Below are 26389 nucleotides of genomic sequence, written 5' to 3' on the forward strand. Positions count from 1 at the left end.
GTCAGTTTCAACTCAGTCCCGGTAACCAGAGCACGATCGACGGGAACATAATGCACAGTGCCAGACCGGCCAGCTGCAGCAGTACAAACGGGATGATTGAACGGTAGATGGTACCGATACTCACATCCCCCCGCGTGATGCCCTTGAGATAGAACAGCGCGTAGCCAAAGGGCGGCGTCAAAAAGCTGGTCTGCAAATTAATCGCCACCAGGATCGCAAACCATACCATCAGCGCACTACCGTTAAGCCCCTCAAATTCGAGCCCGGCGACCACCGGCAGCAGCAACGGCAGAATCACGAAACTGATCTCGATCCATTCCAGGAAAAAACCCAGCAGGAAGATCAGTCCCATCAACAGTAACAGCAAACCGTACGGCCCAAGCCCTGTCCCGGTGATCAGCTCCTCAATCATGTCTGCACCGCCGAGGCGCTTGAACACCACACTAAAACAGGTGGCACCAATCACCACGAACAGGATCATAGCCGAGGTTTTTGAGGTAGAACGACATACGTGGCGCAGCGTATTCATGTTCAGCTGTCGCAGAAAGAGAGCGAGCAGCATGGAGCCGGCCGCCCCAATGGCAGCGGCTTCCGTCGGTGTCGCAATGCCCGCCATAATCGAACCCAGTACCGCCACGATCAGCACAACGGGACCCAACAAGTCACGCAAAAGTGCCAACCCAAGCGGGGACTGATCTTCTGACAAGTGCGCTTCGCCTCCCTCACGGGCCAACGGAGCCCAATCCGGGCGAAAGTACGCAGCCGACAGCAGGTAAAGCGTATAGAGTCCGCCCAGCATCAGCCCGGGAACCAGAGCGGCCTTGAACAGGTCGCCAACTGAAATGTTCATGATGGAACCCATCAGCACCAGCATGATCGATGGCGGGATCAGAATACCCAGGGTACCGGACGCCGCCACCACACCGTATGCCATTTCAGGTTTGTAGCCCTGCTTCAGCATCACCGGTAGCGCCAGCAGCCCCAGCATCACAACCGAGGCTCCGATAATGCCGGTGCTCGCGGCCATCACAACCCCGAGCAGTGCCACCGATACAGCGAGACCGCCACGCACGTTACCGAACAGCCGCTGCAGCGTCAGCAGGAGGTTTTTGGCCACCCCGGAACGCTCCAGCATCAGTCCCATAAAGACGAACAGCGGAATGGCAATCAATAGCCAGTTCTCAATCACGCCACCAAAAATGCGGGAAGCAACCGTTCCCAGAAACGGCAACGGAATATCGCCAATGAAGGCGAACAGAATACCCAGCCCCCCCAGCAGAAACGCAACAGGGTAGCCACTGAAAATCCCCACCAGCAGCGCCACAATCATGGCGATGGCCAGGCCATATTCATCCAGCATCAGAGCTCTCCTCTACATCACGTGCCGGGTCCATGATCCGTGCCAAACGGTCAAATATCTGCCCCAGCGCACCCAGCGCGAGCAACATGAGACCGGCCGGCAAGGCACCTTTGATCAGGTAACGATCCGTAAGCCCCCCATAGTTGGATTGCTCACCGGAGATAAACGACATCTGCACCATGTGCCGTGACAGCCAAGCGACCAGAATGCAGAACGGCAACAGCATCAGGGTATGCCCCGCAATTTCCACCCAGTGTTGCGTGGTACGGGACATGGAATGGTGCAGCATATCCACACGAACGTGCGTATCCGCATGCATGGCATAGCTGGCCCCGATCAGCGTTAACAAGCCGAACAGGTGCCACTGCATCTCGGTGACCGTGTTGATTGTCACGGCTTCCCCCAGCAGAAACACCTTACCATCCCAACGCATCAATTCATTGATGCCCATGGCGTTCATCACCACGGTAGTAAGCACAGCCACCATTACAGCCAGCACCAGCCAACTGCTGATCCGGCCGAGCCACCGCCCCACCCCGATCAGGGGGCAGGCGACGATTGAACACCAGCGGGCGCCCTGCAGGCGCCAGCCGGGTATAGGAGTATCAGTTTGATATCTGCTGGAGTTCATACCATTCATCTACCAGAGCAGAGTGCTGCATGAGCGACTCGTAGGCTTGTTTGAATTCCGGGTTGCTGCGCATCTCTTCTTCCCGCACCTCATCCCAGCCTCTGCGAAGTTCCGTCAGGACAGGCTCGGGGAAGCGTTTTACGTTGACCCCTTTATCTCTAAGTTCCTGAAGTGCCTTGATCTGTGCCGGCAATACCTCATCAAATTCCTTCTGGATATTAGCCTTACACGCTGTTTCTATTCTTGCCTGTTGTGTCTCGGAGTAGCTGTCCCATACCCCCTGATTGATCAAGAGGGCGAGCCAGCCAGCCCCCTGCTGCCAACCCGGGAAGTAGTAGTTGCTGGCGATCTCATGCAGCCCCATTGACTGGTCAACGGCCGGGATTGAAAACTCCGCTGCGTCCACACGACCACGCTCAAGCGCCAGATAGACTTCCCCGCCCGGGATCAGCTGGGTTGTGGCGCCATACTTGTTAAGCACCTTGGCTCCCAAACCTGAAATCCGCATTGAGAGCCCCTTGAAGTCCTCGATACTATTGATTTCCTTATTGAACCAGCCGCCAGGCTCCTGAGGCAAAAAGGAACAGGGCACAACCTTGACACCATATTTGTCCATTGAGTTCTGCAGCAGCTCACGTCCTTCACCTGCTGCAGTCCATGAGAACACGGCTTCCGCAGATGGACTGAAAGGCAATGCGCCATACAGATTGGCTATCGGCAAGGTGCCGGCAAAATAGGCAATGCTGCTCCAGCCTGCCGGAATAGCTCCGGAGGAGACTGAGTTCAGAATTTCGAAGGGCGGCACCAGCTCACCCGGCTCATGGACTTTCAGCTTCAGCTCACCGCCACTGAGCAACTCAATCTGCTCGGCAACATTTTGTGCACTGGCACCAAACATGTTCCGAATTGAATAACCGCTGGCCACATCAAGCCTGGACGGGCCTTCCGCCACCACCGACATGCTGACAGCCAAAACAGAAACGCCTAACGCAAAGGATTTAGTTTTATTATTCATGGTGTTAAGTCCTATCATTGGGTGTCAGACCAAACTATGACACTCATCAATAAGACGATATCCCTTATCTGCAACAACTGTCCCTCTACTGCACGCCGGCAGAGGCTGACGTGCAGAGTTCGAAGGCTGTGAGTTACTGACACGGGGCCGCCACCAAGGCGAACCCGTGTCGATAGACGATCAGCGAGGTATGGCCTGCAGCTCGTACCACTCATCAACCAGCTTGGTATGCTCCATCAACGATTCATAGGCTTTCTTGAACAACGGATTGTTTTTCATCTCTTCTTCGCGGACTTCATCCCATCCCTTGCGCAGTTCGGCCAGCACGGGTTCCGGGAAACGTTTTACTTCTATTCCCTTCTCTTCAAGCTTGCGAATGGTACGAATCTGCTCAGCCGGAGCTTCAGCCATGGCCCACTGCAGTGTTGCACGGCAGGCGGTTTCAAACTGGGCCTTGGTGTTTTCGTCGTACTGGTTCCAGACATCCTTGTTGATAATGAAAGAGAACCAGCTGGCTGACTGGTGCCAGCCCGGGAAGTAGTAGTATTTGGTAATCTCTTCAAAACCCATCAACTGATCAACCTGGGGTACCGAGAACTCGGAGGCATCGATACGGCCACGCTCAAGGGCGAGGTAGATTTCACCGCCCGGAATCAGCTGCGTGGATGCACCGTATTTGTTCAACACCTTGGCACCCAGCCCGGAAATACGGATACGCAGACCATCGAAATCCTTGATATCGTTGATTTCCTTGTTGTACCAACCACCGGTTTCCTGCGGTGAAATAAAGCAGGGCAACACTTTCACGTTGTACTGGTCATAGGCACTTTGCAGAATTTCGGTGCCCTCGCCGGCCCACATCCATGACATAAAGGCTTCAGGGCTTGGGCCAAATGGCAACGCGCCGTAGAGGTTGGTTACCGGTACCGTACCGGCCCAATAGCCTATCCAATCCCAGCCGGCCGGTATGGCGCCTGAAGATACGGAATTGAAAACTTCAAAGGCCGGCACCAGATCACCGGGGTTGTGCACCTTCAGCTTAACCTTGCCTTCAGTCACCGTTTCCAGCTCCTTGGCAAAACGAACGGCACCCTCCCCAATGAAAATATTGGTGTTGAAGGTGTTCGCCACGTCCAGTTTGGCAGGGCCTGCCGCCTGCAGAGTGGTGGAAAGCGCAAGTGCTGCCACACCTGCGCCGATGGCGGTTGTCATGCGAGAGTACTGACTCATGATTTCACTTCCTGTTGTTGTTATTACGTGGGTTGAAACCTGAATGTATCGCTCCGGTGAAAAATCGGAGCGACTACAGTTACTTCATGGAAATTGTTGTATTGACCCCAAGCGATTCGCTGTCAGGTTCAAACCAGCGAGAGGTTACTGTTTTGGTTTGGGTCCAGAATTGAATCGCTTGCTTGCCGTTGGGGCCAAGATCCCCCAGCTTGGATGCTCTTGAGCCGGTAAAACTGAAGAAGGCCACTGGAACCGGAATCGGCACATTGATGCCCACCTGGCCGACGTCGATATCGTTCTCGTAGCGACGCGCCGCCCAGCCGGAACTGGTGAAGATGGAGGTGCCGTTGCCGTTGGGGTTGGCATTGATGAACTCAATGGCATCATCCAGAGTGTCAACGCATACAACACACATCACCGGCCCGAAGATCTCTTCGCTGTAGATGCGCATTTCGGGCTTCACATCGGTGAAAATGGTCGGCCCAACAAAGTTGCCTTCAGGATAACCGTCCACACTGATGTTACGACCATCCAGTGCCAGAGTTGCACCTTCAGCCACTCCCGCGTCGATGAGGCTAACCACGCGATCCCGTGCCTGTGGCGATACCAATGGCCCCAGGTCAGCATCACGCTGGGTGCCCGGCCCCACTTTCATCTCTTTGGAGCGCTCGATCATCTCGGGCAGCCACTCCTTCGCTTCCCCGACCAGCACTACAACCGAGTTGGCCATGCAGCGTTGCCCTGCTGCACCGAAACAGGAACCGATCACGTTGTTGATCGCCTGGCTGCGGTTGGCATCCGGCATGATCACACAATGGTTCTTGGCCCCCATCATGGACTGCACACGCTTACCGGCCGCACCGGCGCGGTTGTAGATATGAGTACCCACATGAGTGGAGCCGATAAACGACAGCGCCTTGATATCAGGATGGTCACAGATCTGGTTGGCAACATCGGCACCACCGTGCACCACATTCAATACGCCAGCCGGTATGCCAGCCTCATGCGCCAGCTCAACCAGGCGCATGGTCGAGGTCGGGTCCTGTTCGGACGGTTTGAGAATGAAGGTATTGCCGGTGGCGATGGCCAGCGGGAACATGAAGCAAGGCAACATCACAGGGAAGTTAAACGCCGTAATGCCAGCTCCCACACCGATCGGTTGCTGCAGCGAATAGACATTCACGCCTCCGGCGGCATTCTCGGCGATCTCCCCCAACTGCAGTGAGGTGATGGAACAGGCATGCTCTATAACTTCAAGACCACGCCCCACTTCACCTTCGGCGTCAGGCAACGTCTTGCCATGCTCTTCGGTAATCAAGGCAGCCAGCTCTGAAGTATGTTCACGCACCAGTGCCTGAAATTTCAGCATGATGCGCATGCGCTGAGCCAGCGACACCTTGCGCCAGCTTTTGAACGCCTCCTTGGCTGAAGCTACCGCACGATTAACTTCATCCACCGTGGCAAAAGGAACTCGGGCGACCACCTCCTGCGTGGCCGGGTTGATGACATCGCGCCACTCTGGGCTCTGTGAACGGACCGGTTGACCATCAATGAAAAGCGGAATTTCTCGAACCGACATCTACCTGATCTCCTTATATTTTTTGTGTACTCAGGCAAAACAGAACAGTGTCTGCAGCTGCTTTCGAGTCTAGCGGCGCATCCAGTTGACAGACAACGGCCATCCAAGCACATTGGTTGTGCAAAAATGCACAAGGAAGATTCCATATGCTCAATTGGCAGGACATCCAGATCTTTCTAGAAGTGGCCCGTGCCGATCGGCTGACCGATGCAGCCCGCCGATTAACCATAGACCATTCCACGGTATCACGTCGTATCCGTCGCTTTGAAACCGAGCTCAATACGCAGCTTTTTGAGCGCAGCACCCACGGCTACAGGTTAACCGCTGCCGGTGAGCAACTGCTGCTGTTTGCAGAAGAGATGGCTCGCCAGGTCACAGGGGCAAGCGAGAGTATCAGTGACCAGAACCTTCAGGTCAGCGGCCAGATCCGCCTCGGTGTGACCGAAGGCTTTGGCACCTACGTTATCACGCCGCTTTTGAGTGCATTCCAGCGCCGCTATCCGGAGTTGACGGTTGAGCTGCTTGCCCTTCCCCGTGCGGTCAACCTGGGGCGGCATGAAGCGGATCTGGCCATTACAATCGACCGTCCACGAAATGCCGAAATGGTGGTTTCGCGGCTGTGTCACTACAGGCTGCAGCTTTATGGTGAGCAGGGGTATCTGGATCGAAGGGGGCGCCCGGCCGGAGTTGATGCGCTGTCAGACTTTGATCTGATCGGCTATGTGGACGATCTGATCTTCAGTGATCAACTGTGCTATCTCGATCCTCTGCTGCAGGGATTACCGACATTGCCCCGCTTTGCACAACGCAGCACCAGCATTGTCACCCAGCTGCATGCCGTGTTGGCCGGCAGTGGACTGGCTGTGCTGCCTTGCTTCATGGCGGAGCAGGACCCTCGACTGGAGCCCTTACTGAGGTCTGAGATCGACATTTGCCGTGAGTTCTGGATAGCCGCCCGTGCGGAACAGCGCCAGCTGTTGCGGGTACGCTTGTTGTGGCAATTTTTAAAGGATGCGATTGAGCTCAATCAGCCTTGGCTGATGGGAGAAAGCGACACAGGTCTGCAGCTGCCGCTTTCAGTACCTTTGGTGCAGCAAACGTAAATCGCGGGGTATAAACAGAACAGCGGGCATGACGCCCGCTGTTGGAATCCGGACTGTCGATGCTCAGGCAACAACAGTGACGTTTTCAGCCTGCGGGCCTTTCTGGCCCTGAGTAACTTCGAAAGTTACAGTCTGGTTTTCCTGCAGAGAACGACGACCAGTACCGTTGATGGCACGGAAGTGAACGAATACGTCCGGGCCGTTTTCCTGCTGGATAAAGCCGAAGCCTTTTTCATCGTTGAACCACTTGACGGTACCAGTTACGAGCTGTGACATTTTTTGCCTCTTTCTTTTACATGTACACCAGCCATTGGCCGGCTTTTCTTATGGTTGGATGCACTAAAGGTGCGATCCAGTCGCTAAAGGTTCGACACACCGTTCGAACCCCTTGATACCGGAACCTGCTGGTATCCGGCCTCTTTCAGCCTTCGGGTATCATGCCCGAATGCAGAAATCTTCCCTGGTATTGGCACACTCAGGTAACACTGAGACAGCCTCGCTGTCCGTCATCAACCAGTCTGATGTGCAGTCTTTGCAATTCCATGACGCACTTATCCTCGCTACAGTCTGTAGCAAGGTGAGTACAACACAACATGAAAAAACAGAGGCAAAAGGACTGACAACAGAAGGTACGTTCTTCACACTGGCCGAGAAGCGGCTGAAGAGAGGACGGTAGACACCAAAACCGGGAAAGAGGGTTATGGCGTCTGTTTTGCGGGCGGCAATCATGCCGCTGTGTGGCTGTCGTATCAAGTAACTCAAACTCCGGGCCGATGTCATATCGGCTGTCCGGCTGCCCGCAGGCGGCTATTTCACTAGCACCGGATTTAAACGCTTTCCAGCATAATACCCAAGTTCAGAGCAAATACAATGCCGCTTCTGCGAATTTTTTCAGCCTGTCAATCACCCTATTCAAGTCACTGCTGACAGGGCATTCTGCACCAATTTGGCGCTGGCAAATCCACCCACAACGCTCTAACCTTCAACAAACAGCTATTTGTCGTCGCGCCGTCTCGACAGTCGCAAGGGATCTCAACCCATGAAAATTCGCTTTATCCACAAAATACTGCTGCTGTTACTGCTTCCCGTACTTGGCATCACCCTGCTGCTGGGCGATACACTGATTGATCGTTATCACGACGCCGCTGCGCTGAACAAGCTGGAGCTCGAGGTTGAACTCACTACCTATAACAGCGCACTTGTGCATGAATTGCAGAAAGAACGAGGCGCCACCAGCGGTTGGCTCGGGGCAGGTACCGAGGCGTTCGCCAATACTCTGCGCCAGCAGAGGCAACAAACCGATCAGGTAATGTCCCGCTGGCAAAACTACCTTGAAGGGCAGACATTTTCCGATGCCGATATCACCTCAACCCTGGTCCAAATCCAGCGAGAGCTGGGGCAATTACGCACTATTCGCCAAAGTGCAGACAACCGTGATATTGAACTCTCCCGCGCCCTGGGCTATTTCACGGATCTGATAGCCGAGCTGCTGAGCGTATCCGCCACAGCCTCACGTATCAGCGATGATGCAGCCATTTCACGTGCGTCCGCAGCCTTCTATGCGTACCTGCAGGCCAAGGAGCGCGCCGGAATCGAACGTGCAGTCCTCAGTAACGTTTTCGGCCGCGACAGCTTCGCCCCCGGTCTTTATGAACGCTTTCTGAACCTTGTGTCACAGCAGGAAACCTACTTGGCCCAATTCAAGGTACTGGCCACTGAAGAACAGGTAACCCGTTTTTCTCAGCTGGACAGCTCTGCGGAATTTTCTGCCGTAGAGCGTTTGCGCAAGGTGGCAATGGACAAGGCAACGAGCGGCAATTTCGGTGTGCCCGGCACGGAGTGGTTTGATCGCGCGACCGATCGCATCAATGTTATGAAGAGCTTCGAAGACCAGATTGCCGGCGAGCTGCTCAATACGGCTGCCAACCAGCACCAGCAGGCCCAGTTCCAGACCTGGCTCGCGGGTTCCGCCCTGGCCGGAATTCTGGCTTTGGTTGCGCTGATCTCATCCTGGATCATCCGGGGCCTGCACCGTCAGGTCGATGCCCTCGCCAATACCATGGACCGGGTGCGCAACGAGCATGATCTCACCGCTCGCGCCGATGTCCTGTCCGGTGACGAGCTGGGTACGGTGGCACAGTACCTCAACCACACCCTGGACAACTTCTCCAGCGCGATCAGAGAGGTCGCCACCGCCAGTAACCAATTGAATCAGGAAGCGCTCAGCACCAGCAGTATTGTGCAGCAGGCAGAACAGAGCCTACAGTCACAGAGCAATGAAACCATGCAGGTGGCGGCAGCGGTTGAAGAAGTTTCGACGGCAGTACAGGATGTAGCCAACAGTACGGTCAGTGCATCTGATGCCGCACATCAGGCCAATCAGCTGGCAATGGACGGTCATGCCAAGGTACAGGCGGCGGTCGAGGCTGTTGCCAGTCTTGCCTCCGACAGCCAGCGGTTGGCTGAAATGACAGCACGCCTCAATGAAAGCAGCCAACGCATCTCCGATGTCACCAATGTGATCAACAACGTTTCCGAACAGACCAACCTGTTGGCACTCAATGCCGCCATCGAAGCCGCCAGGGCCGGCGAGCATGGGCGAGGTTTTGCAGTTGTCGCTGATGAGGTACGTACACTCGCACAACGTACGCAACAGTCCACCTCGGAAATTGACGAGATAATCCATCGTTTGCAGCACGAAACACAACAGGCCAATACGCTGGTTGAAAGCAATCAGAAGGATATGGAGGTTGCAACCAGCCGCGCCAGAGAGGTCGAGCAGGCGCTGGATCAGATTGTCATGGCCATTGGCGATATTACCAACATGTCGACCCAGATCGCAGCGGCGGCCGAGGAGGAGTCCACCGCCATCAGCGATATCGGCCGCAACATTACCGGCATCGACAATAGCGCCGAAACCATCAGTGAAAGCGCCCGCGTCCTGTCCGAACATGCCGAACAGCAGCTGCAGCTGGCACAGAATCTCAGCCAGCTGATCAAGCGCTTCAAAACCTGACGGCGCCTACCCCTGCCGCCTGCGCCCCGCGGGAGGTTTCTTGCGACCGCTCCTGTTGGGGGTATTGCCTGCACGCGGCGGCAAACCGGCATGCTGAGTCAGCAGCTTGCCCTTGCCGGCACGGTTTGATGCAGGCGAGTTCTTGCGCCTTGGGCTGACATGGCGGGCATCTTCGGGCTGCTCGGCCGGGATCAGTTGCTTCTCGCCATCACCAATCAGGTCGGCACGACCCATCGCCGTCAGCGCCTCACGCAGCAGCGGCCAGTTGTCCGGGTCGTGCCAGCGCAGAAACGCCTTGTGCAGGCGGCGCTGGCGCTCCCCTTTCACCGTTTCGACCTTTTCGCCGCTCTTCTTGTAGGTCAGTTTGCGTAGCGGGTTACGACCGGTGTGATACATCGCCGTGGCGGTGGCCATCGGTGAAGGATAGAACGCCTGTACCTGATCCGCCTTGAAGCCACTGCGCTTGAGCCAAAGCGCCAGATTCATCATGTCCTCATCAGTGGTGCCCGGATGCGCCGCGATGAAGTACGGAATCAGATATTGATCCTTTCCTGCCTCTTTCGAGAATTTCTCGAACATTCGTTTGAACGCATCATAGGTGCCAATGCCCGGCTTCATCATTTTATCGAGCACGCCGCGCTCGGTGTGTTCTGGCGCGATTTTCAGGTAGCCCCCCACATGATGGGTGACCAGTTCTCGCACGTACTCGGGATCTTCTACCGCCAGATCGTAGCGCAGGCCGGAGGCGATCAGGATCTTGTTTACCCCCTTGACGTCACGCGCCTTGCGGTACAGCTGCGTCAGTGAGCTGTGGTCGGTATTCAGGTTCTGGCAGATACCGGGGAACACGCAGGAAGGCTTGCGGCAGGCGGCCTCGATCTCGGGGCTTTTGCAGGCCAGTCGATACATGTTGGCCGTGGGGCCGCCCAGGTCGGAGATCACACCGGTAAAACCCGGCACCTTGTCACGAATCTCTTCGATCTCCTGCAAGATCGACTCATGGGAGCGGTTCTGAATGATGCGTCCCTCATGCTCGGTGATCGAGCAGAAGGTGCAGCCACCAAAGCAGCCGCGCATGATGTTGACCGAAAAGCGGATCATCTTGTAGGCCGGGATCTCCGCCTTGCCATAGACCGGGTGCGGCACGCGCTGATACGGCAGGCCGAATACATGATCCATCTCCGCAGTGGTCAGCGGGATCGGCGGTGGGTTGAGCCACACCTCTTGATCACCATGCAGCTGCACCAACGCACGGGCGTTACCGGGGTTGGTTTCCAGGTGCAGTACCCGGTTGGCGTGTGCGTAGAGTACCGGGTCGTTGCGCACCTTTTCAAACGACGGAATTCGGATTACGGTCTGACTGCGGTCCAACTTCACCCGCGGCTCGATATGCAGGATCTGTACTTCGTCCTCGCCGTCCATCTCGGCAGTCTCGCCCCCCTCTCGGCCATTCTCCAGCTGGCAGGCCTCAAGGTCCCGGGTATTCACATAGGGATTGATGATTTTGTCGATCTTGCCGGGGCGGTCGATGCGGGTGGAGTCGATCTCCATCCAGCCCTCGGGCGTATCCTTGCGCACAAAGGCGGTGCCGCGCACATCGGTGATCTCGCTCACCGGCTCACCCCGGGCGATGCGGTGGGCAACCTCCACCACAGCGCGTTCGGCATTGCCGTACAGCAGCAGATCGGCACGGGCATCAAGCAGGATGGAGCGTCGTACCTTGTCCTGCCAGTAGTCGTAATGAGCGATACGGCGCAGCGAACCTTCAATGCCACCAAGAATGATCGGCACCTCCTTGTACGCCTCGCGGCAGCGCTGACTGTAAACAAGACTGGCGCGATCCGGCCGCTTGCCCGCCTTGCCGCCCGGCGTATAGGCGTCATCGGAGCGAATCTTGCGATCAGCAGTATAGCGGTTGATCATCGAGTCCATGTTGCCGGCGGCGACACCGAAGAACAGGTTAGGCTTGCCCAGTGCCTTGAATGCATCGGCAGAGTGCCAGTCGGGCTGGGCAATGATCCCCACCCGAAATCCCTGAGCCTCCAGCAGACGACCGATGATCGCCATGCCAAACGACGGGTGATCCACATAGGCATCACCGGTGACGATGATGATGTCGCAGCTGTCCCAGCCAAGCTGATCCATCTCTTCACGGGACATGGGCAGAAACGGCGCCGGACCAAAGCACTCGGCCCAGTATTTGGAATATTCGTAGATCGGGGTGACAGCGGACATGGACGACTCTGCGCTAAGGATGAATCAGGGGGCGCGAGTATAGCGCACTTTTTGATCAGTGCCGATCTCCGCCCCCCGTCAAATCGACAGATTCACACCTGTGTCAGATGATTGTCCCAACGGATGCTGTCAGCGCTGACCTGCTTCAACTGCAGGCTGCCGGGTGCCAACCGATAGACCCCTCCCATTCCCGACGTACAGATGAAACCGCCTTCGGGAAGGGGTAACACGCCCGATACATCCTGCAGCTTAATACTGTGCAGATAACGGCGCTGGCGATAGTCCAACAGCACCATACGGTTTCCGCGCGGGGCCGTGACCGCTGCCACCCCGGTCACCGTATCCATCACCACACTGGCGATGTAATTGCGCAGCACCTGTTGATCGGTATCCGGCAAACGGATCTCTTCAAATCGCTGCTTCTCGACATCGAGCCAGGCAATCAGGTTAGGCCGCTCCCACTCGGGGCCCTCAAACTGGTAGCCTGCCACCACAATCCCCTCGGGGCTGATATCCAGATGATGCATGCTGAGCTGGTGGTGAGACGGTTGATGCCGTTGAGTCACCTTGCCCGTGAGACGATCCACGACCAGCAAGGCCGGCTGCATCCGATCAAGATTGAGCTTAATCCGGCCGTAGTCGGGATGGGTCTGAATACCACCCGCGGCAACCACCAGATCACGCCCATTGGGATGCAACCGCACCTCGTGCGGGTCCATTACGCCAAGCTGGATCTGACCTATCAGGCGGTAAGACTGGTCAGCCGCGTATACGTTGAGTACCCCTTCGCTTTCCTCATAGCGGTGCGCCGTTGCATAGAGCAGGTCACCTTCGGGCGAAAATGCCCCGTGACCATAGAAGTGCTCACCTGGTTCAGAGGTTACTACCTGAACCAGCCGGCCCTGCTTCGCATCGATAATATTGAGCTGCCGGCCAGGTCTGCGCGAGAAAAAGGCCACCTCATCAGACGCCGGTCGCAGACAGCCCGCATGGCAACGCTCGGCCACCTCGAGGCTGTGCACCACCTTCCCCTGTTCATCTGCAATCAGCACACGATGATCACCCGTCGCCGTATTGGCTGCACTGATGAAGCACCCCTCGCGGGTTTGCGCCAGCAACCCGGGGGACAGGGATGCCAAGGCAGCTGCTGAAGCCATACCCAGCATAAAGTCACGACGCTTGAGCATGATCAGTCACCGTCACTGGAGTTAAAACCCTTCACAATGCCCAGCTCTACCGCAACGCGATCATTGAGATGGATCACCAATGCATCGATGCTGATGAACAGCGACTGCAACTGTGCATAGCTCTCATCATTATTCAGCAGCGCTTTCATGCCAGGTGGCAACGCACGGGCTTTTTCCAGTGCCGTGGTCAACCGTTCACGGGTTTCCTGCAGCAATTCTGGTGCCGAGCCTTTCAAGACCTGTTCAAGCCCGGGCATGAAGTAGTCGTCCAGCCCTTCCAGTGAGGCCTGAACAGTCGCCAGTGACTGCTCACTGCGCCAGGCATCGGCCAAAAAGTGCAACCGCCGATTGCTGCCATGAAGTCCCATGGGCTCTCCAAGGCGCTTGTCACGAATAATTTCGGTGGCGTGGATCGCCGATTTCACCATATCAGCGGTGTACGTGTCACGGGACTCAAAGTGAGGCTGAAACTGCTGCCAGTTTTGCGCCAGTGTTTCAGCATTGGCTTCAAGCTGATTACCAATAACAGACGATAAAGGACAGGCACTGCCCGGGCCGCTTTTGGCTTCATGCTCAAACAACAGATATTCCAGCGCCGGGAATCCTTTTACGGCCACCCCTTCGTTCGCCAGCATCTCGGCCGTGACCGGTGTTTCGCTGCGCAGCAGCATCTGACTCTTACGGGCAATCAGATTTTTCTTGTCCGGCCAGAACTGCATCTGCCAGCCCATACTGTCCTGCTCGATCGGTCCAAACTCGACAAAACGAACGGCCTGCCAGGCCATGAATGCCTTTATCCACTGCTCTCGAACAGCCGACTGTCCCGCTGCATCAGGCATCGCACAATACTGATTCAGTGCTTCGGAGAGCTGACCTGATGTAGCGGCCAACCGGGCATATCCCTGTGACAGGTCTGCGTGCCAGCTCTGCAGAGGCGTTTGCGCATGCGCGGCAAGCGGTAATACTGCGGCAACAACCATACATGCCAGTTTTTTCATTACAGAGACTCCAGAAACCTGATCAGTGTCGCGCGCTGTTGCGCGTCCAGTGCCCGATATACCTCTTTTGCCGCTTGCGCCTCACCTCCGTGCCACAAGATGGCTTCCTCCAGAGTCCGAGCACGACTGTCGTGCAGGAAACCGGCTCGCGGGTTGATCAACTGTGCAAGCCCTACACCCCAAAGCGGTGCAGTGCGCCACTCCTGACCATTGGCTATAAACTCGGGACGATTGTCAGCCAGCCCCGGTCCCATATCGTGCAGCAGAAGGTCGGTGTAGGGCCATATTTCCTGCCCACTCAGATCCGGTCGACCATTGACCTGACCCGTTACATACCGCGGTGTATGACAGGCTGCACAGCCCGCTTCATTAAACAACTTTGCTCCCTTCTGCACATCCATGTCATCCATGTCACGACGCTCCGGTACTGCCAGACTGGAGGCGTAGAAACCGACAAAGTTGGCGATCTTGTCGCTGACTTCGATATCGCCACCATTCGGAAAACGCTCACAGCCCTGCTCAGGCGTACAATCAGTATGAGGTGCCAGTGTCGATGTCAGCCCCATATCGCCGGCAAACGCACCCATGCTTTGCTGCATCACATTGGGCTCGGCCGCCTTCAGACCAAAACGCCCCAAGACGCCGCTGGTCTTGGTCGCCTTGTCCCAGACACGGTTGGCACGACCGGAAATACCGTTTCCATCCCGATCATCCGGATCCTCTGCCGCCAGGATATCTTCTTCAGGAATAGCCTCAAGCAACCCCAGACCAATCATGGGAGGAGCAACACGGGGTGAAGTCAACAAGCCTTCCGGCAGTGGGCCGTAGCGGGGGTTCTCAATGGTAAAAACGGGCTCACGCAGTTTCACAACCGTACCGTCAGCCAGTTTTTCTTCTCGCTCTTTCCATTCCAGCAACAGATCGGCTTCGGGCTCCATACCCGGAATGGCGGCAGTTTGCAGCTGAGTACCGTATACCGGCGCGGGAATGAAGCCGTGTTGGCGGATGGCTTCGGCATTCTCATCCGGGTCGCCCAGAACCGCCAGGCGCAGGAATATGGAAACGGGCGGCTCACCAGGCTCATGCGGGTGGCCACGGCCATCCTTGATATGACAGCCCTGGCAGGAGTTGGTGTTGAACAGAGGACCAAGGCCATCACGGGCATCCGTGCTGGCCGGCGCGATCACCCAGGGGTTGCGAAAAAAACTGTTACCAACGCTGAAATTCAGCCTTTCGCTCATGGCCAGGTTGGCCTGTGGCAATGAATAGGCATTGTGGTCAGATTGGGCCACACTGCCCTCGCCACCACTTTTCGGATTGGTTTGAATCGGATAGTCCGTCTGAGCCAGGCTGGACGAGGCCAGCGGCAGCATCAGGGCCAACAGTCCGCTGCGTAACATGTTCATTGTTGTCTTCTCACGGTGGTCAGCCGAGCATCCTTGCCCGGTCAAACGAAGGTTATTGCATTTGAAAGCCATGGCAGATGCCATGGCCTGAGTCCTCAGAAGTTGTGACCGGCGGTATCAGGCTCCAGCGAGGTGATCCCCAGTTTTCCAGCTACCTGCTCAATGCTACCGGTCTGTTTAACCAGCGCCATGATCGCCGCATTGATAATCTCAGCACCCTTTTCATTGCCAGGGGCAATCATCATGTCAAACGGCATCGGCGCTTCACTGCTCTCGGCCGCGGCGACCATGACTTCAAGCGCCTGCATACTGGAAGCCAGGTCAGACTTCACACGCACATCCAGCTCAGTGTCCTGGATCGCAACCAGATCAGACAGGGACGGGCCTTTCAGCTCTTCACCACTGGTACTGACATAGCGCCCCAGGTAGACGTTCTGGATACCTTTGGCGTTGTAGTAATGAGAGTTATGCGTGTTGTCACTGAAGCAATCGTGCTCATCTTCATAGGAATTGGCTTCCAGAGCCACTTTCATGCGCTCACCAGCCAGCTCACCCAGCGACAGAGATCCCATGCCGAACAGCATGCGCCGTACAACTTCTGATGTATCAGCGGCCAGCAATTCGGCACGATAGTTATCCTGCGCACCCGGTGCCCACTGTGCAACCATCCACTCCAAGTCCTGAACCAACAGCTCGGATGCAGCCGTCAAGTACTGGCCGCGGCGGTCACAATTGCCATTGGTGCAATTTTCGCCCTGCGCGAAGTCACTGACGGAACGCTCACCGGCACCTACGGCAAAGCCGTTCAGGTCCTGCCCCCAGAGCAGAAACTCGATGGCGTGATAGCCACTGGCCACATTCGCTTCGGAGCCGCCGATTTCGTTCAGATCTGCCAGCAGCTGCGGGGTGATTTCACTGACATCGATGGTTTCACCGCCGACCTGAAGGCTTTCACTGGCAATGATGTTGGCCAGAGCGCCTTCATTGCCCAGTTCATACTGGTAGTCAGCCTCTTTGACGTAATCGATCATGCCCTCATCCAGCGGCCAGGCGTTGAGCTGGCCTTCCCAGTCATCGACAACGGCATTGCCGAAGCGAAATACCTCAGACTGCTGATAGGCCACTCGTGCTTTCAACCATGCTTCACGAGCTGACTGCAGATTGGCTTCGGTCGGTGATGCCAACAGTTCTGCAATTGCCTGTTTCAGCGCCTGTGCCGTGACCAATGAATCTTTATAAGTGGCATGAGCCAGATCCGCATAATGCACTGCCACCTGTCGTGGCGTGACTGCTTGTTGGCTCGCAACAGACTGCTCAACCGTCTGTGCGGGTTGGGTATTCACTGATACCTGCTCAGCTTCCGATTGGTTACAGGCCGTCAACACAACAGATGCGGATATGACCAGCGCAAGGGGTTTCCAGGTAAAGCGCGATGACATAAGACAAGCTCCCTCTGATCAATATTGATAATGAGATAGATTACTATTAACCATTGTCTGATTTATTGATCCTGAGCACAAGAGGTTGCAGTAAGACCACAAAGCGCTTCATGAAAATTTCATAGAGAATAGAGCCAGCGCCTTCTCATCAGGAGCGAAAGCGCCGCGCTTCAGCTGCGAGAGCGAATCCACTCAGTGCCGAGAGGCAGGGACACCTGGCTTGCCAAGCATAATCGATACCAGTCCAGCGCCTGCCAACACCCAACAGTAATGAATGTTGCCCGCAAGCAAGAGCGGCGACAGTCCAGCTATCGATCCAGCCAGCAGCACCTGAGCACCATATGGCAGCATGCCCTGAACGACACAGGAGAAAATATCCATCAAACTGGCACTGCGACGCGGGTCAACACCGTAGCGCTCGGCAATGTCCCTGGCCAGGCCACCAGAGATGATAATCGAGACCGTATTATTGGCAGTACAGATGTTAGTCAGCGCCACGGCGGCACTGATGCTGACCTCACCTGAGCGGCGATGTTTTTTGGGATCGCTGCTCTGACGCGACAGCCTGTCAATCATGCTGGAGAGCCAGATCAGTCCTCCCTGAGACTTCATCAGAGCCCCCAAACCACCAATCAAGAGCGACAGGATCAGAATTTCCTGCATGCCGGTATAGCCCGCATAGATATCCTTGGACCACTGTGCGATTGAGTAGCCATCCGTCGCAAACAGCCCTACACCTCCCGCCAGCAGAATGCCCACAAAGAGTACAACCATGACATTCAACCCTGACAGCGCCAGCACCAGTACGGCCAGATAGGGCAACACGCGCAGCAGCTCATACTCACCCGGGGCCTCCACCCGGGCACTGCTGCCCTGAATATAGAGCCAGACCAGTGTCAGCAATGCTGCCGGCAAGGCAATCTTGAAGTTGAGTCGAAACTTGTCCTTCATTTCACAGCCCTGGGTACGGGTCGCAGCAATGGTGGTATCGGAGATGATCGACAGGTTATCACCGAACATGGCGCCACCCACCACTGTACCGATTGCCAGCAACAGGGACAGGTCGGTCGCTTCCGCAACGCCGACTGCAATGGGAGCGACTGCGGCAATCGTGCCCATGGACGTTCCCATGGACGTGGCGATAAAGGCCGTAATCACGAACAGGCCCGGCAACACGAACTGGGGCGGGATGATACTCAGGCCAAAATTAACGGTGGCATCCACACCCCCCACGGCCTTGGCCACACTGGCAAAGGCACCCGCGAGCAGAAAGATCAGTGCCATCGTAATGATCGTATGCTCGCCCACACCGCTGATAAACGTCTCGATACGCTCATTCAGCCTTCCCTTTTGCAGGATCAGCGCCAGGACAATGGCAGGCAGAATCGCTACGGGAGCCGAGATCTGGTAGAAGGCGAAATCAACACCGGCAGACTGGTAGTAGAGACCACTGCCAATAAACAGCGCAAGGAAAAGGCCCAGCGGCAACAGAGCCAAAGGCGATTGTCGAATCATCGGTCATCATCCGTTTTGGGTTACGGCGATCAGCCGCAACGTTCTTCCGTTCAGTCTGGTACACCGACACGAAAGCGGAAAGAGGAAGTACACGGGATCACTGCCGACGGTTCATGGAGCCTGCAGTTGCGTGCGTGGAAACGCGCAATTTTGTCACAATAAGCATAAAAACTGAACAGCTTATAACCATCACTCGATATTGGCGATCCAGTCTGGCCCCAGTTGCTGCATCTGACGCAATACCCAGTCAGTACGCTGGCGCACATGACGCGAAGGCGGCTGAGCCGAATAGACCCAGGGGTTGGGCAGTATCGCCGCCAGCCGTGCAGCCTCATTCCGGCTCAGCCGCTGTACCGGCTTGTCAAACCAGTACTCGCTTGCCGCACCAACACCATACACACCGGGGCCGAACTCGACGATATTAAGATAAACCTCCAGCGTTCGCTGCTTGCCCCAAACCTGTTCCAGCAACAGCGCCAACGGCAATTCAAGTCCCTTGCGGGTCCAGTCACGTCCTGGCCAGAGGAACAGGTTTTTGGCAGTCTGTTGGGTCAGGGTGCTGGCTCCGCGCAGAGACTTCCCGGCTATCGCATCGCGTATTGCCTGCTCCAGCTCCTTGAAATCCACCCCCCCATGCAGGGGAAAACGCTGATCCTCGGCCGCAACCACCGCCAGCTGCATGTAAAGAGGAATGGCATCCAAATCCACCCATTGGTGGCGATAGCGCTCGGGATAGCCTTCGGGCGTTGTAATGCCGCGCCAGATCATCCAGGACCAGAACGGCGGGTCCACATAACGCAGCGCCACTGTCACAACCGCGGTTACAATCAACCATACCAGCAGGGCACGCCAAAGCACTCGCCACAGGGGACGAAGCAGATAACGGGATAAAAATGAAGGGTTGGAAGCGGCCACATGAAGTCCTGTCTGATAATGCGTCTATTGCAGCAAAATCAGACCGGAATGTCAGCCGCCTTCTGCAAACACTGATACCAGTAGTTGACCATGGCCGGGTCAGCCTGACTGACCTGCACCGGCGCGAATAGCGGTTTGGCACCCGCCTGCTGCAGTTGACCGGCAACCGACAGACCGAAGGCACAGAACTGTGGATAACTGCGATCCCCCAGCGCCAGCACGGCAAAGGGCAGGTCCACATAGCGCTTGAGGTCATCGTTGGTTGGCCAGCGATCCCCTGTGCGCGGGGCATCACCCTGGCCAGTGGTACTGGCGACCAGCAGCAGCGCCTTGGCGGGCAGCGACTGATCCGCCAACCGGTTCAGCTCGGTCAGGGCTGCAGTGCAGCCCTGTTTGCCCAGTCGCTTGCGCATCTGCTGTGCCAGCTGGCGGGCGGTGCCGGTTTCAGTGGCATAGGCGATCAGGTAGTCCGCTTCACCACTGACAGCCGGTTGCTGCCGCTGCCTGCGCACCTTTGCCCGCCACAACAGCAGGGCGTAGGCCAACAGCACCAGCGTTGCCAGCCACTGCCGGCCCGAGCCAAGGTCCTCCATCTGCCAGACCAGCGCCGTGGTCAGCGCCAGCAGTGCAAGAATCAGTTTGCCTGCATGCCTCAAAGCGGCAGCACCTCCAGAGTAGCGCTGTAGCTCAGACGACGCTTGGCGCCTTCAAGCAGCTTGCTGTCCCGCTCTGCCTCAACTTCCAGCCAGTACATGCCCGGCTCGCTGAATTCCAGATTGACCTGACCCTTGGCATCGGATTTCACGATGATCTCTTCAACCTGATCACGATAACGGATGCCGTGACGGATCAGGGTGACTTCGAGATCAGCCGCCGGCTCACCATCGAGCAAAAAGCGAAACTCCACTGGTTCGCCAGTAAACAGATCATTCGGATGGGTTACCGGCACCAACTCGATGCCCTGACCGCTGGTTTTGAAGTTGGCATCGGTCGGGGCGCCCTTGGTGACAAACACCTGCATGCGACTATCGATTTCACTCAGGCGCAGATCTTCCGCTTCAGCCGGAATCTGGCTGATTTCGTCTACACTGCCACGCCAGCGTTTCATCTCACCTTCCAGTTTGTAACGACCAAACACTCCCTGGTTGCGGTTTTGCAGAGTGTAAGTACCCTCTTCTGCCAACTCCACATCAAATACCGAACGGTATTTCCCAGTAGCCTGATTCTGCGCTTCAACCAATTTACCACTCGGCGACAGAATCTCCAGATTGTTCAGCTGCAGTGGGTGGTGTTCAAAATAGAACAGATTGTTGGAGATGGCGCCGTCTACGGTGACCCAGGCGTTTTCGCCAGACAGGACGGTCGCGGAGGGCAGCATCCAGGCACGATGCGCCTGAGCTTCGATGGAAGCACCCATGCCCAGGGCCAGCAGTGAACAGGCAGCCAGTTGTTTCAGATTCATTGTATTCTCCTTGTTTGAATGGGGACGGTTACACGAGCGCAATCACTCAAAACCGCTGCTATCAGGGCTTGAGTGAGAGGGTTACACGACCCAACTCATGTTCGCCGTTCTGAGTCTGCTCGCTGGCGGCCGCAACCGGCCAGGTGAACGGGAGCTTGAGCAGCTCACGGCCACCCACTTCACGGGCCGCTTCCACCACCAGCTGATAGTCACCAGGCTTCATGGCCACCAGCCCTGCATGCTCATCACCAAAGGTCAGCGAGTGGGTGCCCACCGGGCGGGTTGCGCCCGAAAGGCCATCCACCGGAAACTCCAGCTGACGTCCGCTGCGACGCCACCACTGGCGCAAGTCCTTGAGCCATTTGGTGCCTTCGTTGTCTTTCAGCTCCAGGTCGTACCAGACCGCCAAATCGGTCTGATGCCGCCCCTTGTCGGTTTCGATCCAGATCGCTACATAGGGCCGGTGGTATTCCGCCACCTGCAGCGCCGGTATCTCCACATCCAGTTTCAATTCAGCGGCCATGGCGGTTGAACTGCCCACAGCCAGCAGCGCAGCCGCTGCCGTTGTTTTCCATTGCATAAACGCTCCTCGATCAAGATGCACAGTCAATGCACCAGCAATATGGCAAGCAGCAGCGGCACCATGACACCCAGCCCCGTAATCGGCCAGACACTGATCCGCTCCCGCGCATGTAAATAGAGAACCCCAAGCCCCGTCAGGCAGAACACGATGCACAGTACGGCGAAGAGATCGATGAACCAGCTCCAGGCGGTGCCGGTATTACGCCCCTTGTGCAGGTCATTCAGATAGGAGATCCAGCCACGATCGGTGGATTCATACAGCAGCTCGCCGGATTCGAAATCCACACTAAGCCATGCATCACCGCCGGGACGCGGCAGCGATACGTAAAGTTCATAGTCGGACCATTCAGGCTGGGCGTTACCCAAACCTATGCCCTCCTTCCCCAGCCAGCGACGCAGGTCACCGGGCAGATCTGCCGGAGAAGCGTCAGTCCGCGATGACAGCGACTCAATCAGTTCGGGCGGGAGCCGGGCCTCAACGGTCTCAACCACCGGCGTCGCCGGAATCTGCCCGGCATGATTGAGGGTGATACCAGTGAACGCAAACAGCAGCATGCCAAAAAGCGCCAGCGCCGAGCTGATCCAGTGCCAAGTCATCAAACGGCGCAGCCAGCGGCTGCGAGCTTGAGCATTCCCTTGCGTACCTTCAGAGACACGCTCCATTTCAGTTTGATCAACACTCATCACGCTTTGTGTTGCCCCATTCATTACCACGACCCCATCACCGGCAGAGCGCAAAAGACTATAACAATTCTCAATCACCATCAACGAATGATAATGATTATCAGTGTAAAGTTTTGTATCCTGCCACTGCGTTATTGGGGAAACCGCGGGAACAAAACAAATTTAATCTAAATGATAATGATTCTTTTTATTGACGTTTTTATTTTTGGTTGCTAGATTCCCTCCCACTTGAACACCCGTATCAGGTTCGCTGTACATAAAACCAATTAGAAATGAGAAAAGGATAGAGACGTGAGGAAGTCACATTACCGCACTGCTGCAATCGCCTTGAGTGCCGCCATCTCTGCATCCATCCATGCGGAAGAAGCCGTCAAGCTGGATACCATGGTGATCAGTGCCGCTGGTATCGAGCAGAAACTCACAGATGCGCCTGCATCCATCACCGTAATCACCCGTGAAGAGCTGGACAAAAAACCCTATATCACTCTGCTGGATGCAGTGCGTGAAGTAGAGGGTATCGATGTGGGTGAAACTACTGACAAAACCGGCCAGGGTGGCATCAGTATCCGTGGCATGGGGGCTGATTACACTCTGATCCTGATCGACGGCAAGCGTCAGAACAACGTGGGTGACATCTATCCGAACAACTTTGGCGGCAACCAGTTCAACCACATCCCGCCCAAGGAGATGATCGAGCGCATCGAAATCATCCGTGGCCCGGCCTCAACTTTGTATGGAGCCGACGCACTGGGTGGCGTCATCAACATCATCACCAAACGCAACAGTACCGAGTGGCACGGTTCGATTTCACACAGCCGTACCCATCAGACCAACGACGACTTCGGCAATGACACCACAACCGATTTCGCCGTCAGTGGCCCATTGATTCAGGACACTCTCAATATCGGCATTCGCGGTAGCCTGTATGAGCGTGATGCTTCAGAACCCGAGTTTGTCGAGATTGTTGACCCGAACGGCAACCCGGTACCGCGTGAGCTGGGCTATGGCGCTGGCGGCAAGACCACCGAGAATGAAAATCATAACCTTGGTATCCGGTTGGATTTCAGGCCGGCGGATAATCAGAATCTGAGCTTTGATTACGAGACATCCGAGCAAACCTACGACAACAAACCATCCGATGGTGCAAACCCTCTTGGCACCACTGACAGCGTTAACCGTTTGCCGCGTGCAGGTTACGCCCTGGAGCAGCAGTTCAGCCGTGATCAGTTTTCCGTACGCCATGAGGGTGACTGGGCCTTTGGCCACTCAGATATCACCTTGCACCATGTTGCCACCAGCAATGATGGTCGCACTCTGCCACTGACAGCAACAGAAAGACTGCAATATGACCAGATGGTGGCTGACGGTGCGACGGATGCCGAGATAGAAGCGGCATTGCTGCCTCGCCCCAAACGAGCACTGGAAACCCGCCAGACCACTCTGGATGTCAAACTGGACTCACAAATCGGTGATCACTGGCTGGTATATGGCGGTCAGTACATTGATGCCGAAATGGAAGATGGCACGTTTGGCATGAATGGCAGCGGTTTTGCCGATGGCAGCGTACAGGAACACAAGCAGTGGTCGCTTTTTGCCGAAGACAACTGGGGGATGACTGATGCCTTCACTCTGACCGGCGGTGTCCGTTATGACCACCACAATATTTTTGGTGGTCATATCAGCCCTCGCGTCTATGCCAACTGGAATCTGACACCCGAGTGGACTCTGAAAGGCGGCGTCAGCACAGGCTATAAAGCCCCCAAGGCAAGCGATCTGTATAACGGCATCACCGGTTTTGGTGGTCAGGGTACACGCCCCTTCCATGGTACGCCGGACCTGCAGCCTGAAACGAGCGTCAACAGCGAGTTGGCGATCTACTACTCACATCCGGAAGGCCACAACTTTAACGCCACCATATTCTCGAACAAGTTCAAGGACAAGATCGAGAGTGGTGATGGTATCTACCACTGCGATGACCCAGCCGCAGACGGTGGCAACTGCGCCAACCTGGCACCGGAATGGAATCAGGTTCTGGGCGATGGTTACACCTTCAGTCAGCTGATCAACATCGACAGTGCCAAAATTGACGGCATTGAGTTGGCGGGTAAATATCAGCTGACACCCACACTATACCTGCGCGCCAACTATACCTACACCGATGCGCGCATCACCAGCGGTGCCAACGAAGGTCAGCCTCTGAGTGGCACAGCCAAACACATGGCCAACGCAACACTGAACTGGCAGGCAACACCGCAATTCAGCACCTACCTCACCGCTGAAATGCGCTCAGAGCGCTTCACCAGTACGCCACGCGGCTGGTCATCTGACGTGGATTACCCGGAATTCTATAAGGACTACACCATCTTCCACTTGGGTGCGAGCTACAACGTGACGAAAAACTTCACGGTCAACGCACGCATCAATAACCTGCTGGATGAAGATTTCACCAGCTACCAGACCATTTTCACAACAGAAGATGGCGGTGCAACCTGGGATCCCAACTACATCGACGACTACAACGTGAAAGCGAAATCACGTAACTTTTGGCTCTCCGCCAACTACCGCTTCTGACCAGAAGCAACCCTCATTCATTTGGCGCTCCTTGTGGGCGCCTTTTTTATGCACCGAACTACAATGCAATGACGCCCACTGCCTGCAGAAAGATCACCAGGATAATCACCGGTACCAGATAGCGCATGAGCCGCAACCAGATACGCAACACCCCTTTGCGTGCACCCAACTCTTCAGCCGTATGTTCCGGCTTCATAACCCAGGCTGTGAACAACGCCATGCACAAAGCTCCCAGTGGCAGCATCCAGCCAGAGGTAAGATAATCCAGCGCCTCAAAAAATGTCTTTCCGGCCAGGGTCCAGTCGGCACCGATATTGAAGGAAAATACTGTACCCAGGCTCAACAACCAGATGCCCCCGCCACCGAGCAGGCAGGCTTTAAGCCGCGACATGCCACGCTTTTCTGTCAGCCAGGCAATGGCCGGCTCAATCAAGGAGAATGCTGAGGTAAGTGCCGCTACCGACAGCATGACGAAGAACAAGGTACCAAACAGCGTGCCAAACGGCATCTGACCAAAAGCGATTGGCAGGGTTACGAAAATCAGCCCAGGACCACCTGCCGGTTCGAGACCATGCGCGAATACAATCGGAAAAATCGCCATGCCCGCCAGCAGCGCAGCCGCTGTATCCAGTATGGCAATCAGGATGGAGGTGCGCACAATCGACACCGACTTGGGCAGGTAGGAGCCGTACACCATCATCGCACCACCACCGATGCTCAGGGTAAAAAAGGCATGCCCCAGCGCCAGTAAAATGCCGGAAGCGCTGAGCTTGCTGAAATCGGGGCTGAACATGAAGGCGGCCGCTTGTGCAAAGTGACCACTGCTGGCGGCAAAGCCCACCAGGATAACCAGAAACAGGAACAGCAGCGGCATCAACAGATTAGCAGCCTTTTCCAGACCACTGCGCACACCCCGTCCGACAATTCCCAGCGTCAACACCAATACCAGCGTACCCCAGCCAATCAATACCCACGGGTTGTGCAGATGCGCATCAAATTGCTGCCCGATTTCAGCTGGCTGCAGCTGGGCAAATACACCACTGGCGGTCAAAGGGATATAGGCCAGGGCCCAGCCAGCTACCACCACATAGAAGCTGAGCAACAGAAAACCGGTCAACACGCCCAACCGGCCGACGTTTTTCCACAGTGGGCTGGCACCCGCCTCCTGTGCCAGAGCCGCCATGGAGTTGACCGGATTCTGCTGACCGCGCCGACCGATCAGTACTTCGGCCATCAGCAGTGGCAGCCCCAGTACAGCGATACATGCCAGATAAACCAGCACAAAGGCACCGCCGCCATTTTCACCAGCGATATAGGGGAATTTCCAGATATTTCCCAGCCCGACCGCTGCACCGGCAGCGACCAGCACGAAGGCAAGACGGGTGGACCATTGCTGTGCGGGCATTCGCCCGGCAGAGGGGTTCGATATGTTGTTCATGACAGGATTCCGCTTGGATCAGC

21 protein-coding genes are annotated in these 26389 nt (G+C 56.1%); 3 read left to right on the forward strand and 18 right to left on the reverse strand.

Annotation, left to right across the window (positions count from 1 at the left end):
- Window positions 1-7: 7 nt before the first annotated feature.
- The 5 genes from BLV48_RS00775 to BLV48_RS00795 all read right to left on the reverse strand — a co-directional run bounded on the left by BLV48_RS00775 (window position 8) and on the right by BLV48_RS00795 (window position 5815).
- Window positions 8-1360, reverse strand: a complete 1353-nt coding sequence (locus tag BLV48_RS00775) for a TRAP transporter large permease (protein ID WP_091821564.1) — start codon at window positions 1358-1360, stop codon at window positions 8-10.
- Entirely contained in the window at window positions 1350-1991 is a 642-nt protein-coding gene (locus tag BLV48_RS00780) for a TRAP transporter small permease subunit (protein WP_091821567.1), read from the reverse strand. Before BLV48_RS00780 ends, BLV48_RS00775 begins: the two co-directional genes overlap by 11 nt.
- Window positions 1966-3006: a TRAP transporter substrate-binding protein gene (locus BLV48_RS00785; protein WP_091821571.1), complete on the reverse strand. Its 1041-nt coding sequence runs from the start codon at window positions 3004-3006 to the stop codon at window positions 1966-1968. The genes BLV48_RS00780 and BLV48_RS00785 overlap by 26 nt, the downstream gene beginning before the upstream one ends.
- A gap of 180 nt (window positions 3007-3186) precedes the next feature.
- Window positions 3187-4236 (reverse strand): TRAP transporter substrate-binding protein, encoded by a 1050-nt coding sequence (locus tag BLV48_RS00790; RefSeq protein ID WP_091821575.1) that lies wholly within the window; start codon window positions 4234-4236, stop codon window positions 3187-3189.
- A gap of 79 nt (window positions 4237-4315) precedes the next feature.
- Window positions 4316-5815: a CoA-acylating methylmalonate-semialdehyde dehydrogenase gene (locus BLV48_RS00795; protein ID WP_091821579.1), complete on the reverse strand. Its 1500-nt coding sequence runs from the start codon at window positions 5813-5815 to the stop codon at window positions 4316-4318.
- A gap of 146 nt (window positions 5816-5961) precedes the next feature.
- Between BLV48_RS00795 and BLV48_RS00800 the strand changes: the two genes are divergently transcribed.
- A complete protein-coding gene (locus BLV48_RS00800; protein ID WP_091821582.1) occupies window positions 5962-6918 on the forward strand; it encodes a LysR family transcriptional regulator in 957 nt (318 codons plus the stop codon).
- Between the two features lie 63 nt (window positions 6919-6981).
- Here the strand turns inward: BLV48_RS00800 and BLV48_RS00805 are convergent, their stop codons facing one another.
- Window positions 6982-7194: a cold-shock protein gene (locus BLV48_RS00805; RefSeq protein WP_091821585.1), complete on the reverse strand. Its 213-nt coding sequence runs from the start codon at window positions 7192-7194 to the stop codon at window positions 6982-6984.
- Window positions 7195-7957: 763 nt separating this feature from the next.
- Here BLV48_RS00805 and BLV48_RS00810 point away from each other — a divergent pair.
- The gene (locus BLV48_RS00810) at window positions 7958-9934 is read left to right on the forward strand and encodes a methyl-accepting chemotaxis protein (protein WP_091821588.1); all 1977 of its coding nucleotides are present in this window, start codon (window positions 7958-7960) and stop codon (window positions 9932-9934) included.
- Window positions 9935-9940: 6 nt separating this feature from the next.
- On the opposite strand, the gene BLV48_RS00815 is transcribed toward BLV48_RS00810, so the two are convergent.
- The 11 genes from BLV48_RS00815 to BLV48_RS00865 form a co-directional block, all read right to left on the reverse strand.
- Window positions 9941-12169, reverse strand: coding sequence for a YgiQ family radical SAM protein (locus BLV48_RS00815; protein ID WP_091821591.1), 2229 nt, complete (start codon window positions 12167-12169; stop codon window positions 9941-9943).
- 92 nt (window positions 12170-12261) lie between these two features.
- Complete coding sequence (locus BLV48_RS00820; RefSeq protein ID WP_091821596.1) at window positions 12262-13356, reverse strand: DUF1513 domain-containing protein; 1095 nt, start codon at window positions 13354-13356, stop codon at window positions 12262-12264.
- 2 nt (window positions 13357-13358) lie between these two features.
- On the reverse strand, window positions 13359-14354 hold the full coding sequence (locus BLV48_RS00825) for an imelysin family protein (protein WP_091821599.1): 996 nt from the start codon (window positions 14352-14354) through the stop codon (window positions 13359-13361).
- Window positions 14354-15760 (reverse strand): di-heme oxidoreductase family protein, encoded by a 1407-nt coding sequence (locus BLV48_RS00830; protein ID WP_217632915.1) that lies wholly within the window; start codon window positions 15758-15760, stop codon window positions 14354-14356. The genes BLV48_RS00825 and BLV48_RS00830 overlap by 1 nt, the downstream gene beginning before the upstream one ends.
- Before the next feature lie 95 nt (window positions 15761-15855).
- Window positions 15856-17199, reverse strand: coding sequence for an imelysin family protein (locus BLV48_RS00835; protein WP_091821602.1), 1344 nt, complete (start codon window positions 17197-17199; stop codon window positions 15856-15858).
- Window positions 17200-17391: 192 nt separating this feature from the next.
- Window positions 17392-18714 carry a Na+/H+ antiporter NhaC family protein gene (locus tag BLV48_RS00840; RefSeq protein ID WP_091821605.1) on the reverse strand — a complete coding sequence of 441 codons (1323 nt, stop codon included), beginning with the start codon at window positions 18712-18714 and terminating at the stop codon, window positions 17392-17394.
- A gap of 189 nt (window positions 18715-18903) precedes the next feature.
- On the reverse strand, window positions 18904-19629 hold the full coding sequence (gene mtgA, locus BLV48_RS00845; RefSeq protein ID WP_091821608.1) for a monofunctional biosynthetic peptidoglycan transglycosylase: 726 nt from the start codon (window positions 19627-19629) through the stop codon (window positions 18904-18906).
- Between the two features lie 38 nt (window positions 19630-19667).
- The gene (locus BLV48_RS00850) at window positions 19668-20285 is read right to left on the reverse strand and encodes a flavodoxin domain-containing protein (RefSeq protein WP_091821612.1); all 618 of its coding nucleotides are present in this window, start codon (window positions 20283-20285) and stop codon (window positions 19668-19670) included.
- Window positions 20282-21091: a DUF4198 domain-containing protein gene (locus BLV48_RS00855; protein WP_091821615.1), complete on the reverse strand. Its 810-nt coding sequence runs from the start codon at window positions 21089-21091 to the stop codon at window positions 20282-20284. Before BLV48_RS00855 ends, BLV48_RS00850 begins: the two co-directional genes overlap by 4 nt.
- 61 nt (window positions 21092-21152) lie before the next feature.
- Window positions 21153-21671, reverse strand: coding sequence for a DUF2271 domain-containing protein (locus tag BLV48_RS00860; RefSeq protein WP_091821618.1), 519 nt, complete (start codon window positions 21669-21671; stop codon window positions 21153-21155).
- 26 nt (window positions 21672-21697) lie between these two features.
- Window positions 21698-22381, reverse strand: coding sequence for a PepSY-associated TM helix domain-containing protein (locus tag BLV48_RS00865; RefSeq protein ID WP_254774939.1), 684 nt, complete (start codon window positions 22379-22381; stop codon window positions 21698-21700).
- A 267-nt stretch (window positions 22382-22648) separates the two neighbouring features.
- On the opposite strand from BLV48_RS00865, the gene BLV48_RS00870 reads away from it, so the two are divergent.
- On the forward strand, window positions 22649-24928 hold the full coding sequence (locus BLV48_RS00870) for a TonB-dependent receptor domain-containing protein (protein WP_091821621.1): 2280 nt from the start codon (window positions 22649-22651) through the stop codon (window positions 24926-24928).
- A 58-nt stretch (window positions 24929-24986) separates the two neighbouring features.
- On the opposite strand, the gene BLV48_RS00875 is transcribed toward BLV48_RS00870, so the two are convergent.
- Window positions 24987-26366 (reverse strand): sodium-dependent transporter, encoded by a 1380-nt coding sequence (locus BLV48_RS00875; RefSeq protein WP_091821624.1) that lies wholly within the window; start codon window positions 26364-26366, stop codon window positions 24987-24989.
- Window positions 26367-26389 lie beyond the last annotated feature (23 nt).

This window comes from Marinobacterium iners DSM 11526, assembly GCF_900107855.1.
Taxonomy (GTDB): domain Bacteria; phylum Pseudomonadota; class Gammaproteobacteria; order Pseudomonadales; family Balneatricaceae; genus Marinobacterium; species Marinobacterium iners.

Coding starts and splice junctions, on each gene's coding strand:
- BLV48_RS00775 (WP_091821564.1), bottom strand. CDS start 1,360: ATGCTGGATGAATATGGCCTGGCCATCGCCATGATTGTGGCGCTGCTG.
- BLV48_RS00780 (WP_091821567.1), bottom strand. CDS start 1,991: ATGAACTCCAGCAGATATCAAACTGATACTCCTATACCCGGCTGGCGC.
- BLV48_RS00785 (WP_091821571.1), bottom strand. CDS start 3,006: ATGAATAATAAAACTAAATCCTTTGCGTTAGGCGTTTCTGTTTTGGCT.
- BLV48_RS00790 (WP_091821575.1), bottom strand. CDS start 4,236: ATGAGTCAGTACTCTCGCATGACAACCGCCATCGGCGCAGGTGTGGCA.
- BLV48_RS00795 (WP_091821579.1), bottom strand. CDS start 5,815: ATGTCGGTTCGAGAAATTCCGCTTTTCATTGATGGTCAACCGGTCCGT.
- BLV48_RS00800 (WP_091821582.1), top strand. CDS start 5,962: ATGCTCAATTGGCAGGACATCCAGATCTTTCTAGAAGTGGCCCGTGCC.
- BLV48_RS00805 (WP_091821585.1), bottom strand. CDS start 7,194: ATGTCACAGCTCGTAACTGGTACCGTCAAGTGGTTCAACGATGAAAAA.
- BLV48_RS00810 (WP_091821588.1), top strand. CDS start 7,958: ATGAAAATTCGCTTTATCCACAAAATACTGCTGCTGTTACTGCTTCCC.
- BLV48_RS00815 (WP_091821591.1), bottom strand. CDS start 12,169: ATGTCCGCTGTCACCCCGATCTACGAATATTCCAAATACTGGGCCGAG.
- BLV48_RS00820 (WP_091821596.1), bottom strand. CDS start 13,356: ATGCTCAAGCGTCGTGACTTTATGCTGGGTATGGCTTCAGCAGCTGCC.
- BLV48_RS00825 (WP_091821599.1), bottom strand. CDS start 14,354: ATGAAAAAACTGGCATGTATGGTTGTTGCCGCAGTATTACCGCTTGCC.
- BLV48_RS00830 (WP_217632915.1), bottom strand. CDS start 15,760: ATGAACATGTTACGCAGCGGACTGTTGGCCCTGATGCTGCCGCTGGCC.
- BLV48_RS00835 (WP_091821602.1), bottom strand. CDS start 17,199: ATGTCATCGCGCTTTACCTGGAAACCCCTTGCGCTGGTCATATCCGCA.
- BLV48_RS00840 (WP_091821605.1), bottom strand. CDS start 18,714: ATGATTCGACAATCGCCTTTGGCTCTGTTGCCGCTGGGCCTTTTCCTT.
- BLV48_RS00855 (WP_091821615.1), bottom strand. CDS start 21,091: ATGAATCTGAAACAACTGGCTGCCTGTTCACTGCTGGCCCTGGGCATG.
- BLV48_RS00860 (WP_091821618.1), bottom strand. CDS start 21,671: ATGCAATGGAAAACAACGGCAGCGGCTGCGCTGCTGGCTGTGGGCAGT.
- BLV48_RS00865 (WP_254774939.1), bottom strand. CDS start 22,381: ATGAATGGGGCAACACAAAGCGTGATGAGTGTTGATCAAACTGAAATG.
- BLV48_RS00875 (WP_091821624.1), bottom strand. CDS start 26,366: ATGAACAACATATCGAACCCCTCTGCCGGGCGAATGCCCGCACAGCAA.